15 protein-coding genes are annotated in these 13,357 nt (G+C 45.9%); 5 read left to right on the top strand and 10 right to left on the bottom strand.

From position 1 onward, the window contains the following. Positions 1-155: 155 nt before the first annotated feature. Genes DEF30_RS02555 through DEF30_RS02545 form a run of 3 tightly spaced genes read left to right on the top strand, consistent with a single transcriptional unit; the run spans position 156 to position 2,828 of the window. Positions 156-1,127: an ABC transporter substrate-binding protein gene (locus DEF30_RS02555; RefSeq protein ID WP_294096181.1), complete on the top strand. Its 972-nt coding sequence runs from the start codon at positions 156-158 to the stop codon at positions 1,125-1,127. Then, positions 1,127-2,071 (top strand): ABC transporter permease, encoded by a 945-nt coding sequence (locus DEF30_RS02550; protein WP_294096179.1) that lies wholly within the window; start codon positions 1,127-1,129, stop codon positions 2,069-2,071. Before DEF30_RS02555 ends, DEF30_RS02550 begins: the two co-directional genes overlap by 1 nt. Then, positions 2,037-2,828, top strand: a complete 792-nt coding sequence (locus tag DEF30_RS02545) for an ATP-binding cassette domain-containing protein (RefSeq protein WP_294096177.1) — start codon at positions 2,037-2,039, stop codon at positions 2,826-2,828. Before DEF30_RS02550 ends, DEF30_RS02545 begins: the two co-directional genes overlap by 35 nt. A gap of 87 nt (positions 2,829-2,915) precedes the next feature. On the opposite strand, the gene DEF30_RS02540 is transcribed toward DEF30_RS02545, so the two are convergent. From DEF30_RS02540 to DEF30_RS02520, 5 genes are all read right to left on the bottom strand, one after another. Further along, complete coding sequence (locus DEF30_RS02540; protein WP_294096175.1) at positions 2,916-3,875, bottom strand: DNA glycosylase; 960 nt, start codon at positions 3,873-3,875, stop codon at positions 2,916-2,918. A gap of 22 nt (positions 3,876-3,897) precedes the next feature. Continuing rightward, positions 3,898-5,286 (bottom strand): NADPH-dependent glutamate synthase, encoded by a 1,389-nt coding sequence (gene gltA, locus DEF30_RS02535; RefSeq protein ID WP_294096173.1) that lies wholly within the window; start codon positions 5,284-5,286, stop codon positions 3,898-3,900. Beyond that, positions 5,273-6,178, bottom strand: a complete 906-nt coding sequence (locus DEF30_RS02530) for a sulfide/dihydroorotate dehydrogenase-like FAD/NAD-binding protein (protein ID WP_294096171.1) — start codon at positions 6,176-6,178, stop codon at positions 5,273-5,275. Before DEF30_RS02530 ends, gltA begins: the two co-directional genes overlap by 14 nt. Positions 6,179-6,316: 138 nt before the next feature. After that, positions 6,317-6,952, bottom strand: coding sequence for a redox-sensing transcriptional repressor Rex (locus DEF30_RS02525; RefSeq protein WP_294096168.1), 636 nt, complete (start codon positions 6,950-6,952; stop codon positions 6,317-6,319). 326 nt (positions 6,953-7,278) lie between these two features. Then, a complete protein-coding gene (locus DEF30_RS02520) occupies positions 7,279-8,016 on the bottom strand; it encodes an alpha/beta hydrolase (RefSeq protein WP_294096166.1) in 738 nt (245 codons plus the stop codon). 217 nt (positions 8,017-8,233) lie between these two features. Between DEF30_RS02520 and DEF30_RS02515 the strand changes: the two genes are divergently transcribed. Next, a complete protein-coding gene (locus DEF30_RS02515; protein ID WP_294096164.1) occupies positions 8,234-9,223 on the top strand; it encodes a hypothetical protein in 990 nt (329 codons plus the stop codon). A gap of 83 nt (positions 9,224-9,306) precedes the next feature. On the opposite strand, the gene DEF30_RS02510 is transcribed toward DEF30_RS02515, so the two are convergent. Together DEF30_RS02510 and DEF30_RS02505 are read right to left on the bottom strand one after the other, a co-directional pair. Continuing rightward, positions 9,307-9,537, bottom strand: coding sequence for a glutaredoxin family protein (locus DEF30_RS02510; protein WP_074911882.1), 231 nt, complete (start codon positions 9,535-9,537; stop codon positions 9,307-9,309). Positions 9,538-9,624: 87 nt separating this feature from the next. Next, positions 9,625-9,843, bottom strand: a complete 219-nt coding sequence (locus DEF30_RS02505; RefSeq protein WP_294096156.1) for a cysteine-rich CWC family protein — start codon at positions 9,841-9,843, stop codon at positions 9,625-9,627. A gap of 141 nt (positions 9,844-9,984) precedes the next feature. Between DEF30_RS02505 and rluF the strand changes: the two genes are divergently transcribed. Beyond that, positions 9,985-10,704: a 23S rRNA pseudouridine(2604) synthase RluF gene (gene rluF / locus DEF30_RS02500; protein WP_294096155.1), complete on the top strand. Its 720-nt coding sequence runs from the start codon at positions 9,985-9,987 to the stop codon at positions 10,702-10,704. A 441-nt stretch (positions 10,705-11,145) separates the two neighbouring features. Here the strand turns inward: rluF and DEF30_RS02495 are convergent, their stop codons facing one another. From DEF30_RS02495 to DEF30_RS02485, 3 genes are read right to left on the bottom strand one after another with little or no spacing between them, the layout of a single operon-like run. After that, positions 11,146-11,748, bottom strand: coding sequence for an Rnf-Nqr domain containing protein (locus DEF30_RS02495; RefSeq protein WP_294096153.1), 603 nt, complete (start codon positions 11,746-11,748; stop codon positions 11,146-11,148). A 1-nt stretch (position 11,749) separates the two neighbouring features. Beyond that, positions 11,750-12,388, bottom strand: a complete 639-nt coding sequence (locus DEF30_RS02490; RefSeq protein WP_294096151.1) for an Rnf-Nqr domain containing protein — start codon at positions 12,386-12,388, stop codon at positions 11,750-11,752. A 13-nt stretch (positions 12,389-12,401) separates the two neighbouring features. Next, on the bottom strand, positions 12,402-13,346 hold the full coding sequence (locus DEF30_RS02485; RefSeq protein WP_294096149.1) for an FMN-binding protein: 945 nt from the start codon (positions 13,344-13,346) through the stop codon (positions 12,402-12,404). Positions 13,347-13,357: the final 11 nt, after the last annotated feature.

Here is a 13,357-nt window from a genome sequence, read left to right as displayed (position 1 = left end):
AAAGAATTCTAAAATTGCGCCTCATTTTTCATCATTGTTACAAGAAACTCCGGGTTTCACTGAACTTGATAAAGTTCAGAACCCTCTATATAATAAGGTAATTCATAATTTGTTCAAGATTATGGAAGAACAGTAGTATTAGGAGGATATGTAGAATGGTAGGAAAGAAACTCGTGGCCCTCGGTATTGTGGCCATGGCCCTTGCAGTGGCAGGGTGCCAGGAAAAAAAGGAACTCACTCAAATTGGCATCAATCAGTTTGTGGTGCACGAAGCACTGGATGCTTCAAGACAAGGATTTTTGGATGTGCTCAAGGAGAATGGTTATGTAGAAGGAGAGGACATCGAAATCGACTATAAGAATGCCCAGGGAGAACAGCCCACAGCGCTGGCCATCGCCGAAGATTTTGTAGCAAAGAAGAAAGATCTCATCTTCGCCATTGCAACCCCAAGCGCCCAGGCATCTTACAACGCAACGAAAGATATTCCGATTCTCATCACTGCGGTGACCGATCCTGTGGATGCAGGCATCGCGGAATCCTTTGAGAATCCAGGCAAAAATGTTACTGGAACCTCTGACGGTGTACCCATCGGACCTCAGCTGGAGATCCTCAAAAAGGTGCTCCCTGAAGCCAAAACCATCGGAGTCATTTATAACACCTCAGAACCCAACTCCACCTATCAGGTCAATGCACTGAAAAAGGCTGCAAAAGACATGGGCTTCACCGTCAAAGAAGCGGGTATCACAGCTCTTAGCGATGTCAATGCGGTGCTCCCCAGTGTGCTGAAAGAAGTGGATGTCCTTTATACCCCCACAGACAATATGGTCGCTTCGGCCTATTCCCTTATCGTAAAATTAGCCAATGACGAGAAGATTCCAGTCTTCTGCGCAGAAGATGCTGGCGTCAACGTGGGTGGACTCATTTCCGCAGGTCTTGACTACTATGAGCTGGGCAGAGAAACCGGACTCATGGCCATTGAAATCCTGAAGGGAAAAGAACCCAAAGAACTCCCCATCTCCACCATGAAAAATCCCATCATCGTGGTGAACAAAAAGGCTGCGGAATCTTTAGGCATTATCATTCCAGAGGAGATTCTGTCTGTCGCGAAAGTGGCAGGTGAAAAATAATGAGCATTCTCATCAGCATTCTGGAACAGGGTCTGCTCTTTGCGATTCTTGTATTCGGAATCTATATCACCTATAAAATCATGGATTTTGCAGACCTTTCTGTGGATGGCACCTATCCATTAGGAGCCGCCACCGCTGCGGTGCTTCTTCTTAGAGGAATGAATCCTTGGGTTGCAACTTTTCTGGGAGCTTCGGCTGCTTCCTTGGGTGGGCTTGTCACTGGAATCATCCATACAAAGCTGAAGATCAATGGACTCATGGCAGGGATTCTCGTCATGTTCGGTCTTTACTCCGTGAACCTGAGAGTCATGGGAAAAGCCAACATTCCACTCTTTGCTGAAACCACGGTGTTCACACTGCCGGAAGTTTCCATAGGTGGGGAAAACCTCAGCACACTCTTGCTTCTACTTCTCATCGTGACGGTTCTTCTCTTTGTCTATGAAGCCTTTTTCAGAACAAAAACCGGCTTTTTCTTAAGAGCCGTGGGCGACAACGAAGAGATCCTCACCTCGCTGGGGGCAGATGCCCATAAAATCAAAATTCTCGGTCTCATGACCGCAAACTTTTTAGCTGGCCTTTCCGGTGCTCTCACCGCCCAGTATCAGGGATTCTCTGACGTGGGCATGGGTACTGGAAGTGCGGTCACCGCCCTTGCGGCGGTCATCATCGGAAGCTCTCTTCTGAAGAAGCTGAGCCTGCCCATGACTTCCATCGCTCTTTCCGGTGCGGTGCTCTATAAAGGTATTTTAGTGCTGGTATTAAGACTTGGACTGGACCCTAATGATTTCAAACTGGCCACCGCCATTGCAGTCATTCTAGCCATGGGCATGAGCTCCGGGGCACTGAAGAAAAGACGCAAACAGAGCGGGCGGAAGAATGAAACCAAAGAGGATAAAGGAGGTGCCTTCTATGCTAAAGCTGCAAAACTTGTCAAAAACCTTTAATCCAAGCACCCCCATTGAAAATACTGTGCTGAAAAACCTCAGCCTTCAGGTGAAGGAAAAAGACTTCATCAGTCTTCTGGGTTCCAACGGTGCAGGAAAGTCCACACTTCTTCATCTCATTGCAGGAACCTATGAGGCTGATGGCGGTCTTATCCTACTGGATGGACAAGACATCACCTACGAGAAAGCCCATGTGCGAGCAAAGCTTCTGGGTAGAGTCCATCAAGACCCCAGACTCTCTGTCTCTCCTTCCATGACGCTTTTAGAAAACCTCTCGTTGGCCGATGCCAAAGGAGAAAGTTTCAGTCTGAAAAAAGCTGTGGATATGAAGAGAATCAGCTACTACAAAGAGCAGCTTGCTTCTTTGGGGCTGGGTCTCGAATCTAAGCTCCATACGAAGATCGGGCTCCTATCCGGCGGTCAGCGCCAGGCTGTGGCCCTCTTCATGGCCGTGATGAAGAAACCGAAGCTTCTTCTTCTCGATGAACATACGGCCGCACTGGACCCCAGAACCTCAGAGCTTATCATGAAAGTCACGGAGAGCCTGATCCAAAAAGAAGGCATCACCACCCTCATGGTCACCCATAACATGAATCACGCCTTGGCCTACGGCAACAGACTGGTGATGATGCATGAGGGCGAAATTGTAGAAGACCTCTCTCTGGAAGAAAAGGCAGTCCTTTCCACAAAGGACCTCATTGCCCTCTTCCAGAAAAACGCCCATTCCGTGGAGGACCGTATGGTGCTCCAAGTCTAAATCCTCTTCACTCCTAAAATAAGAAGAGACCCTGAAGGATACGCTGCTTACCTGCCGCTGGTTCCTTCGGGGTCTCTTCTTTTATTTCTACTTCTTTTCTTCCGGGATTCTGATTTTCTTCTCTCTGGCATAATAAAACAGATACTGCTGGGAAAACCCTGCAAGAGATCCAAACTTCTCCTTGGCAAAGCTGCGCATCTTCGGGAGACTCTTGGGCTCTGCACCATAAAAATGAACCATGGCTTTCTTCACCCAGACATCCACAGGAAAAGCACCGGTCTTCCCCATGGAGAACAGCATGACGCAATCCGCCACCTTCATGCCTACGCCTGGAAATCTCATGAGGGCTTTCAGGCACTCCTCCTCTGGAAGAGCCGAAATGTATGTCAGATCATAAGAAAGGATCTCCCTTTCTTCTGGTGTCAGCGCTCTCTTCTCTTTTTCTTTCTTCAGAAGAGACGCCTTATAAACAAGTTTAGCGGTCTTTTCGATGTAGGCAGCCCGATATCCAAGACCTAGTTCCCGAAGCTCCTCTTCTGTGGCTCTGGAAAGCGCTTCTGGCGTAGGAAACGCATCATAGGTCTCTCCCTCATACTGGATGGACTGACCATACTTCTCACTGATTCTTCGAATGCCTTCCCGGATTTTTGGAATCAGATTGTTGGAGGATAAGATGAAGGAGATGAGGGTTTCAAAAGGATCCTGCCTGAGAATGCGGATGCCAAAGCCGAAGGATACAGCTTTCTTCAGAAGCGGATCTTTTCTCAGCTCCCGCTTGATCTTGCTGTAGTCTCTTGGAAGATCAAAATAGTCTCTAAAAAAGACTTGAAACTCATCCAATGTGATACCCAGAAGATACACTTCATCCTGCACAAGCTTCACTTCCAGGACTTTCCCTTCCACAATGCCCAGATAATGGTCCTTCTTTGTATTTCGGCTTGTCCACCGGAAACACTGTCCGCATTCAAAGATCTGCTGAGGGTGAAAATGCTTCACGCCTTTTAGCACAATGCCTCCCTCAAAAACCTCCACCTCTTTATAATCCATATCTTCCTCTCTTTACTTCTCTCTACTTCTCTTTTCCCATCAGGTACTCATGAATGCCCTTGGCTGCAGTTTTTCCTGCGCTCATGGCGAGTATCACCGTGGCAGAACCTGTCACCGCATCTCCTCCAGCAAACACGCCTTCCAGGCTGGTGGCTCCAGATTCTTCTTTCACCAGGATGCACCCTCTTCTATTCGTTTCAATGCCTTTGGTGGTGCTGGAAATCAGCGGATTGGGCGATGTCCCAAGGCTCATGATGACACTGTCGCAGGGCAGGGTGAATTCGCTTCCCTCGATCTCCATGGGGCGTCTTCTTCCAGAAGCATCGGGTTCTCCCAGCTCCATTTTCACGCAGACCATGCCTTTCACAAATCCCCTTTCATCCACCAGGATTTCCTTCGGATTTGTGAGAAGGTTCATTTCAATCCCCTCTTCAATGGCATGATGCACTTCTTCCGCTCTGGCTGGAATTTCTTTTTCAGATCTTCTGTAGACAATGCTTGCCTTCGCACCAAGTCTTGCCGCTGTTCTTGCCGCATCCATGGCCACATTGCCCGCGCCTACCACCGCCACATGCTTTCCATGACTGATGGGGGTATCGTAGCCTTCCTGGAAAGCCTTCATGAGATTTGCTCTGGTCAGGTACTCATTGGCAGACATGACTCCATTGGCATTCTCCCCAGGAATCCCCATGAACATGGGAAGCCCTGCTCCGGATCCGATGAACACTGCTTCAAATCCTTCTTCTTCAAATAGACTTTCAATGGTCACAGTCCGGCCCACAATGACGTTGGTCTCGATGGTGACCCCCAAATCCTTCAGAAGCCTGATTTCTTCCTTGACAATGGTTTCCTTTGGCAGTCTGAACTCCGGAATGCCATAGACCAGAACCCCGCCTGGTTCATGCAGCGCTTCAAAAATCGTCACTTCGTAGCCTAATTTTGCCAGATCTCCCGCACAGGTAAGACCTGCAGGGCCGCTGCCCACCACTGCCACTTTATGTCCGTTTAAAGGCGCTTTCTCTGTGTTCTTATACCCTGTCTCCATGGCCCAATCTGCCACAAAACGCTCCAGCTTTCCGATGTTCACCGGTTCTCCCTTGATGCCCACAATGCACTTTCCTTCACACTGCTCTTCCTGAGGACAGACTCTGCCGCAGACTGCTGGGAGGTTGCTGGCTTCTCCAATGGTATCTCTTGCTTTGTCGATGCGTCCATCCTTCAGTTCCTGGATGAACTTTGGAATGTTGATGGCCACAGGACACGCACCCACACATCTTGGGTTTCTGCACTGGAGACATCGCTCCGCTTCCATAAGGGCTTCCTCATGATTATAGCCAAAACTCACTTCCTTGAAGTTCTTCACTCTCTCTTCGGGCTTCTGCTCCCGAACGGGCACTCTATTTTTCATCATGGGCGATCTCTCCTAAACTGCAGAACCCGGAATCCTTATGAACATCCTTCTGCTCTTTCTCGATGGTTTTCTTCCCTTCCTGGGACTTGTACATGGACTGCCTTCTCATGGCTTCATCAAAATGGATGAGGTGTCCGTCAAACTCCGGACCATCCACACAGGCAAACTTCACTTCATCTCCCACGGTGACTCTGCAGGCCCCACACATGCCTGTGCCATCCACCATGATGGGATTGAGGGATACAATGGTCTTCAGCTGGTATTCCTTGGTAAGACGAGCCACAAACTTCATCATGATCATGGGACCGATGGCCACACAAAGATCATAGTTTTTCTCTCCGGCATCCAGAAGCTCCTTCAGCTTTTCTGTGACAAGCCCGTGATACCCATAACTGCCATCATCGGTACAGATATAGAGATTTTCAGCCACTTCCCGAAACTCCTTTTCAAGAATCAGGGTGTGCTTAGATTTCGTTCCGATGATCACATCCACTTTGATGCCTTTTTCTTTCAGCATCTTCACTTGAGGGTACACAGGCGCAGTTCCTACACCGCCTGCAATGAAGACAATTCTATGCTCTTTCAGTTTTTCCGCTTCTTCCGTCACTACCTCCGAAGGATTCCCCAAGGGGCCGACGAAATCTCTGATTTCTTCCCCGGCTTCCTTCTGTGCAAGCTTCATCGTTGAAGCGCCTAGAGTCTGAAAAACAATGGATACACTTCCTTCTTCCCTGTCATAATCGCAAATGGTCAGAGGCACTCTCTCCCCTTTCTCATCCACCTTCACAATGACAAACTGACCTGGCAGAGCGCTTTTTGCCACTCTTTTCGCTTCAATATCCATCTGGTAGATATTGGGCACCAGTTCTTTCTTCCGTAAAATTTTATACATTTGCTTCCCCCAACATATTTCATTTTAGAGCCTGGCTCTATCCTTTTTCAGTATACGGACTTCTCTTCCTTTGTTCAAGAAAAAACAATGAGCAACAATGAAAAAGAGGCCTCCGAAGAGACCTCTTCCTATGATTTTTTACTTGTCCAGATCGTTCATGAGATACACCAAAGTCAAAAGACTTTCACTCAGGTGCACATTCTCAATGGATACATTCTCAGGCACATGAATGTCTATGGGGGCGAAATTCCAGATGCCCTTGACGCCATTTGCCACCAGAGTGTCTGCTACCTTCTGAGCCACGGTATGTGGTACACAGATGATGCCGATGTCTGTCTTATTGTTTTTCAGGAACTCATCCATGGTGTCAATGTCGCTGATTTCGATGTCTTTCATCTTCATGCCGATGAGCTTGGGATTCACATCAAAAATTCCATTGAGGTCGAATCCGAACTTCTCGAATCTTGTGTAGTTTGCCACAGCCTGACCAATATTTCCTGCACCAATGATGATGGTGCTGTACCGTTTGTCCAGCCCCAGAATGGTGGAAATCTCATTGTAAAGTTCTTTCACATTATATCCATATCCTTGCTGACCGAAACCACCGAAGCAGTTGAAGTCCTGACGGATCTGGGAAGCGGTGAATCCGATCTTCTCACTCAGTTCTTTAGAGGAAACCCGGTCCACATCATTTCTCAGAAGCTCTGCCAGATGTCTGTAGTATTTTGGTAATCTTTTAATTACGGCCATAGAAATATCTTTTTTCTTGTCCATCCTTACACCTCATCGTTAAATAAATTTCTAACAATATCATACCATAAATCATTTTAAGTTGTGTACATTTTTGTCAAAGAAAATCTCATTTTTGTTCAATTTTATGAATTTCTCAGAAATACCCCCATTATGTATTAGGATATTTTCATAATTGCATCAGAAATCTATATATCTTTAAATTTTTCTAAGCTGCAGAAAAACACGCTGTGATTTTCTGATCCGGCCACCAGCGCGTTGTCTTCAAACAGGACAGTAAAAAGATGAAAACCTCTGCCGTACAAGAGAACTCGAGGCAGAGGTTTTATTTCCGATTGAAGTTCCGGGAGCTAGGGAAGGATTTCTAAAAGCGCATCCAGCACATACTGCTGCTGGTCATCGAAACTGATATCCGGGAGACTGTCTCCCTTCTGGATGCCATAATTTCCGAAACTTGCATGATTGCCACCCCGGATGACGACGCCTTCAAAGCTTTTTGGCAGACGGTCCTGAGCCTCCTGAAGGCTTTCAAAATCCACCACCTGGTCTTTGTCTCCCACCAGGGAGTATACAGGAAAGGGCGCAGAGGATAAGTCCGTGTTCCCTGCTGGATAGGATGCAAGAAGAATCAGCCCGTCTATTGTCTCCATATTCTTTTGTGCAAAACTTGACGCGGAAACACCACCTAAAGAATGTCCAATGAGAACCCATGGCATCTCCTCATTCACGTAGCTTTCGGCTGCGCTGTTTTCCAAAATGGAAAGCTTAAACGGCACCTTAACGATTACCGTCTTAAAGCCAAGAGCAGCAATCTTTCGGGCTAAATGCCCATAGGCACGTTCAGAGACTCTTCCGCCAGGATAGATCACAACGCCTCCTTTGGGTGAAGAGGGTGTGAATATGAGGTCGCCTTTCACCTCTTCAAAGGTAATTCCATCTCCCGAAACCAAGGCTTCTTCCGCCACCATGGACGCTCTATAATAGTCTCTGGCATAGACATAGAATCCAACCCCCATGAAAATCACGAGGATGAGTAGAATCCTTACAATCCGGTCTCTTCTTTTTATCTTCTTTTCCACTTCTGTCATATCTATTCCTCACATTCTCTTTCTGCACTGATTTTTAAATTACGGGCAATCCTGTGCCCACTATTTCAGTATACTGTATTTTAGTGGAACCTTTAAGGGTTCTGAAGGGATTTTCTTCCCTTTTCACAAACTCATTGCGAAGTTCTTGAAATGTCGAGCCCATCTTTCCAGTCCTGTGCTAAAATAGAAGCAATAAGAGATAAAGTTTGGTGAAATCATGAAAAAAAGAGTCCTTGATAAAGATCACTATATATTTTTAGATAAACCCCTGGTCAGTCTCTATAAAGAAGAGGATCATGACGAAAGAAAGGCTGAGATTGAAGCGTACACTACATCCTTGCGCACCTATATGATTTCTCTGGAATCCCTTTCCAAAGAGCATTTTTCCAGGGAAGAGCTAAACCTTCACCTGAATCTGGCGCTGATTCTTCTTTCAGAGGAAAAGCTTTGGACGAGGACAAAAGAACTGAAAAGAATTCCCCTCAAAGTATTTTCTTCCATGGTGGAAGAGCCACTTTTTGAACTGAAAAAACGTCAGAAGCATATTCTGGCGCTTACGCTCCTTCTGGAGCCTGGAGCCTATCCGAGGCTTCGTCAGACCTTATGCTTTGGTCCAGCCGAGGAGAATCGGACCACTCTCATTGAGGGAAAAGACCATTCGGGCATGGTTCTAAAACGAAGAGGCGGTGTCGCCTGTATCCTCACCAATGATGGAGCTTTCTATAAAATCCGGGATACGGGATCAGATGTCGGAACCCTTGGTTATGGAAAAAAAGTCAGAAGAAAACCCAATGTGCTGAAACCGCTTCTCGTCCTTCTCGTTCTTGCCATCCCCTTAGGATTCTACTACAATTCTCTGCAGAAAGAGATAGAGCGTACTGTCATCATCAAAGCGGTAGGGGAAGTGACACTGAAGTTCAATTCTTTCGGTCATCTTGTGGACGCCTTTGGAAACAATCCCAAAGGAAGAGACTATATCGAAAGAGCAAGATTTGATGATCTTAGTCTGGATGCTGCTGTGGGAGAAGTGCTGGAACAGGCCTATATCAGTGAGACCATACGTGAAAGAAGCACCGTGGAGATTCTCATTTCCGGTAAACCCCTTACCAAAGACTACTTTCATGAAGGCGCAACAAAAGACCGCATCGTCAGCTATCAGATCGAAGCAAAAATCAACGACAATGGCTCTTTCCTGTACACCCAGTGACCAATATACTGAAAGAAAAAAAGTCCCGGATCTTTTTTATAGATCCGGGACCATCTTATTTCTCTAGCTACTTATTTCAGTCTTTATTTGTTGTAAAGCTCTTCGAAAGAACCTTCGTCAAATCCAACCATGTACTCTTCATCCACGAAAATTGTAGGCACGCTGCGCACTCCTAAAGCCAGAAGTTCTTTTCTGAACACTGGGTCAGAAGTGTTCTTCTCTTCATAGGAAATATCGTTGGCATTGAAGTATTCCTTTGCCAGATCGCAGTAGGTACAGGTATTGGATGTGTATATGACAACCTTTTTGCTCATTTTCTTCTCCTCCAAAGTCAAAGTCTTTGCCGGAACAAGAATCTTCCGGTATCTTTATTGTACCGTAACTATTGAATTTTGTCCAATTTATCTTTGGGGCACTCTCATACCTTCCGCACCTTCTTCCTGGTATTTTGTTACACATGCCTCACAGACACACGAAAGGTTTCTTGCCTCTTCAGGTACAAGAAGAAGCAGACCATCAGGGAAAGAGACGGTGGTGCACCAGCAGGTGGAAGGATCTTTTCCACTGACCATGTGGCAGTGGTTTTCTTTATGGCAGATGGGGCAGATTCCAGCGTTCATATTAACCTCCAAAATTTTATCAGTAATCACTACTCCCATCATAGGCCCCTTTCTTCATCTTCTCAACATCTCTTGGGAAAACATCCCGTTTCGTGTATAATATCATTTTAGAAGTATATGAATTGAAAAGGAAGGAATTCCATGGAAGAGAAAAGAATCAATAAAGCCATCTCTGATACAGGTTTCTGCTCCAGGCGGGCAGCGGACAGTTATATAGAACAAGGCAGAGTCACCGTCAATGGTGCGGTCGCTGTGATGGGACTGAAAGTCACAGAGCAGGATGAAATAAGAGTGGATGGAAAACTCGTGGACAATAAGCCTCCTCTGGTGTATATCGCACTGAACAAGCCAAGGGGTATTGAATGCACCACCAACAGAAAAGTACGTAATAATATCGTGGATTTTGTAAACCACAAAGAAAGGATTTTTCCCATCGGACGTCTGGATAAGGACTCTGAAGGGCTTATTCTTCTCACCAATGACGGAGACATCGTCAACAAGATTCTCCGCGCAAGAAACAACCACGAGAAAGAGTATATCGTTACGGTGAACAAACCCATGACTGACTCATTCTTAAAGGGGATGGGAGGGAGAGTCCCTATCCTTGACACCTACACGAGAGAATCCAAGGTGGAAAAACTGGATGAGAAGACTTTCCGGATCATCCTCACCCAAGGGCTCAACAGACAGATCCGTAGAATGACAGAGCACTTCGGGTATAGAGTGGTGACACTGAAGAGAATCCGGATCATGAACATAGAGCTTGGAAAACTGGCGCTGGGAAGATACCGAAGTCTTTCCCCCATGGAGCTTTCTCAGCTGAACGATCTTCTCGAAGATTCCTATAAGACCATAGACTGATGAATTCAGCCTATGGTCTTTCTTTTTAACTGAGTTTTAACATGATGAAAATATCATCAAAACAAAAACCGTACAATTGTTCACTTATGCACACTATTCACAAAGTCCTGTGGATAACTTGTGGAGTTCCTGTGGTATTGAGGGGATGAATTGAATTTTGCACAATATGCATCCCTGTTCAAAAAATAGTTTTCCACCTTATCCACAGGTTTATCCACAATGCCTCCCATTTCATGTGAGTAACATGTGTAATTCATCGGTACAAGCGCCATTTTCTGTGGAAACTTAAGCTTGAATATTCTTTTACCAGAAACCTTAAAAGAGTTTCAAGTAATTTGCTTCAGTTTCAGAACTGCACTGATATTTTGTCAAAAAAACTCTCCGTTTTCCAGGTTCCCAGAAAACGGAGAGACTTCATTAGTATGGTATCAGATTCAGATTCTAAAGAATTCCATTGAGCCCGCTGAGAGCCAGCACAACCAGAGCTGCATAGACCAGAAGGATTGGAAGACCTTTGAATGCTTTTGGCGTATGTGCTACAGAAAGTCTTTCCCTTACAGCTCCATAGAGGATAAAGGCAAAGAGAAGACCCAGGGGAGCTCCGACAGCAGTAATCAGTACCGGAAGCAGCTCTTGCGCATCATTGGCAACCGTTCCTTGTAGAAGGAATTCCATGCCTTCTGTACCTGTCATCAAAAGCAGATAGAGTATCGCTGAGTTTGCTGAAAGTAGTGGAAGAACTTTCTTCACTCTTTCATACATTTCAGGCTTTACTTTCTTCACTCCAGACATCACAAGCGCTGTAGACACAAGAATCAGGAGAACATAGACCAAAAGATTCAGAACACCCAGATCAAACAGGGAACCGGCAAAGTACCCAAGAATGCTGGAAATTGCCATAACAAGTGCTGCAGAAACCCCAATACAGAGAATCTCGCCTTCCTCCTCACCGAAATGAGCCAGCTGTCCCAGCCCCACAAGCTTTGTCAGGGCAAGGTTATTGATCAGGATTGTACCAAGAAGAATCGGTAGTATATTTTCCATCTTACTTACCTCCCTTGTCGTTTCCGGACTTTCCAATGGCCTGGAAGAGCCCGCCCACAAATGCTGTCATCAATAAGGCTCCAGCAGAACCTGCAAACAGGCTCAGGGTGAACTGCTGTGGAATGAGATTGAAACTGAAGAGTTCCACACCACTCAGTGGGTTCAGCAGCGCAATGCCTCCGGTTACAGCAAGTTCTCTTAAGAATGCTATTGCCAAAAGAGCCACCACATAAGCACAGCCTGCCAGCAGTGCATTTTTCATGTTTTCTCCAAAAGATGTCTTTTCTGTCAGAGTTCCTGCAGCAAAAAGAATCAAGGAGTTCACGGCCATCAGAGGAATAAAGATCCCTACTTCGGAAGCCACTGTAGGCATATACGCCAAGGCTAGCAGCTCTCCAAGCTTTGCAAGAAATGCGGAAAGCACAAGGCCTACTGGAATCATCATCTCTGAAGGTGTCACTTTATGCAGGAGTCCACCAAGAACGCCAGCCACAATCACCAGAAGAAGGATGAGAAGTCCCATTCCTAGAGCTGTAGTAACGCTTCCTGTCACCGCAAGGGCTGTTGTGAGTCCTAGAGCCAGGGATAGAACAGGATTATTTCTAAAGAAACCTATTTTTATGTTATTTAATTTATTCATGCTCTTCTCCCTCCTATTTGTTCGCATTCAGCGCTGCGAGAATTGCATTGATGACGGATGTGCTGGATACCGTTGCCATAGACACAGTATCTGCTTCTACAGATGGATCTGCATAAGAGAGATTCTCAAACTGTTTTGCAAAATCCTCATGGAGGACTTTGTCACCAATTCCCTTGGTGTCATTCACTTCAAGAACTTCTACCTTTACAATCACCTGATTTGCAGGATCCAGTGTAATTTTCACAACGTTTGGTTTTGCACCATCATACTGCTCAATGACAGCATATCCTGCTGCTTCCACAGTATAAGTAACATTTCCGCCTTCTTCCACGGTATCAATGATAACACCTTGTCTGGATTCAGAAACATCTTCTCTGAAAATAGGCAGTTTAGCCCCAAACTCCAGTGGTGGAGCCACTGGTTCAGGCGCTGCGCCTTCTCCATTGTCTTCAATTCCCATCATTTCATTATAGTTTGCCCTTGCAGCATCAATGGCATCCACAACAGCTTTGGAGCTCACTGTAGCACCTGAAATAGTAGCAACTCCGTCTACAGAGGTCTTGCCGACCACAGATCCAATAAATGCTTCTTCGCCTACCTGGCTTCCGTATCCAGGGGTATCATTGAGATTAATGATCTCATACCCAACGATGTTGCCTTCTAAATCAAACCCTAGAGCAAAGGTAATCACATCAGCAAATCCCTGATTTTCCAGAATGTATACAAATCCGCCGTTGTCCTCGTCTTCGAACAGCTTTTGAATCAGTCCAGTTTCATCTGTAAATTCTTCTTCTTCAAAATTCTTGGACTCCGGAAAAATCTTTTCCAGAATCTCCTTATACTCGCCGCTTCCTGCTGCTTCAATGAGCGGTCTCAGCTGTGCATCTGCAAATAGAAGCACGCCGCCCGCAATGAGAACAGTAGCCAGTAAAACAACGAAACCTTTCATGTTTTTCATTTCTCTGTCCT

The organism is Proteiniclasticum sp. (assembly GCF_003514505.1).
Taxonomy (GTDB): domain Bacteria; phylum Bacillota; class Clostridia; order Clostridiales; family Clostridiaceae; genus Proteiniclasticum.
The sequence above is the reverse complement of the archived record's forward strand: the minus strand, read 5'-3'. Positions and strand labels throughout refer to the sequence as shown.

Coding starts and splice junctions, on each gene's coding strand:
- DEF30_RS02555 (WP_294096181.1), top strand. CDS start 156: ATGGTAGGAAAGAAACTCGTGGCCCTCGGTATTGTGGCCATGGCCCTT.
- DEF30_RS02550 (WP_294096179.1), top strand. CDS start 1,127: ATGAGCATTCTCATCAGCATTCTGGAACAGGGTCTGCTCTTTGCGATT.
- DEF30_RS02545 (WP_294096177.1), top strand. CDS start 2,037: ATGCTAAAGCTGCAAAACTTGTCAAAAACCTTTAATCCAAGCACCCCC.
- DEF30_RS02540 (WP_294096175.1), bottom strand. CDS start 3,875: ATGGATTATAAAGAGGTGGAGGTTTTTGAGGGAGGCATTGTGCTAAAA.
- gltA (WP_294096173.1), bottom strand. CDS start 5,286: ATGATGAAAAATAGAGTGCCCGTTCGGGAGCAGAAGCCCGAAGAGAGA.
- DEF30_RS02530 (WP_294096171.1), bottom strand. CDS start 6,178: ATGTATAAAATTTTACGGAAGAAAGAACTGGTGCCCAATATCTACCAG.
- DEF30_RS02525 (WP_294096168.1), bottom strand. CDS start 6,952: ATGGACAAGAAAAAAGATATTTCTATGGCCGTAATTAAAAGATTACCA.
- DEF30_RS02520 (WP_294096166.1), bottom strand. CDS start 8,016: ATGACAGAAGTGGAAAAGAAGATAAAAAGAAGAGACCGGATTGTAAGG.
- DEF30_RS02515 (WP_294096164.1), top strand. CDS start 8,234: ATGAAAAAAAGAGTCCTTGATAAAGATCACTATATATTTTTAGATAAA.
- DEF30_RS02510 (WP_074911882.1), bottom strand. CDS start 9,537: ATGAGCAAAAAGGTTGTCATATACACATCCAATACCTGTACCTACTGC.
- DEF30_RS02505 (WP_294096156.1), bottom strand. CDS start 9,843: ATGAACGCTGGAATCTGCCCCATCTGCCATAAAGAAAACCACTGCCAC.
- rluF (WP_294096155.1), top strand. CDS start 9,985: ATGGAAGAGAAAAGAATCAATAAAGCCATCTCTGATACAGGTTTCTGC.
- DEF30_RS02495 (WP_294096153.1), bottom strand. CDS start 11,748: ATGGAAAATATACTACCGATTCTTCTTGGTACAATCCTGATCAATAAC.
- DEF30_RS02490 (WP_294096151.1), bottom strand. CDS start 12,388: ATGAATAAATTAAATAACATAAAAATAGGTTTCTTTAGAAATAATCCT.
- DEF30_RS02485 (WP_294096149.1), bottom strand. CDS start 13,346: ATGAAAAACATGAAAGGTTTCGTTGTTTTACTGGCTACTGTTCTCATT.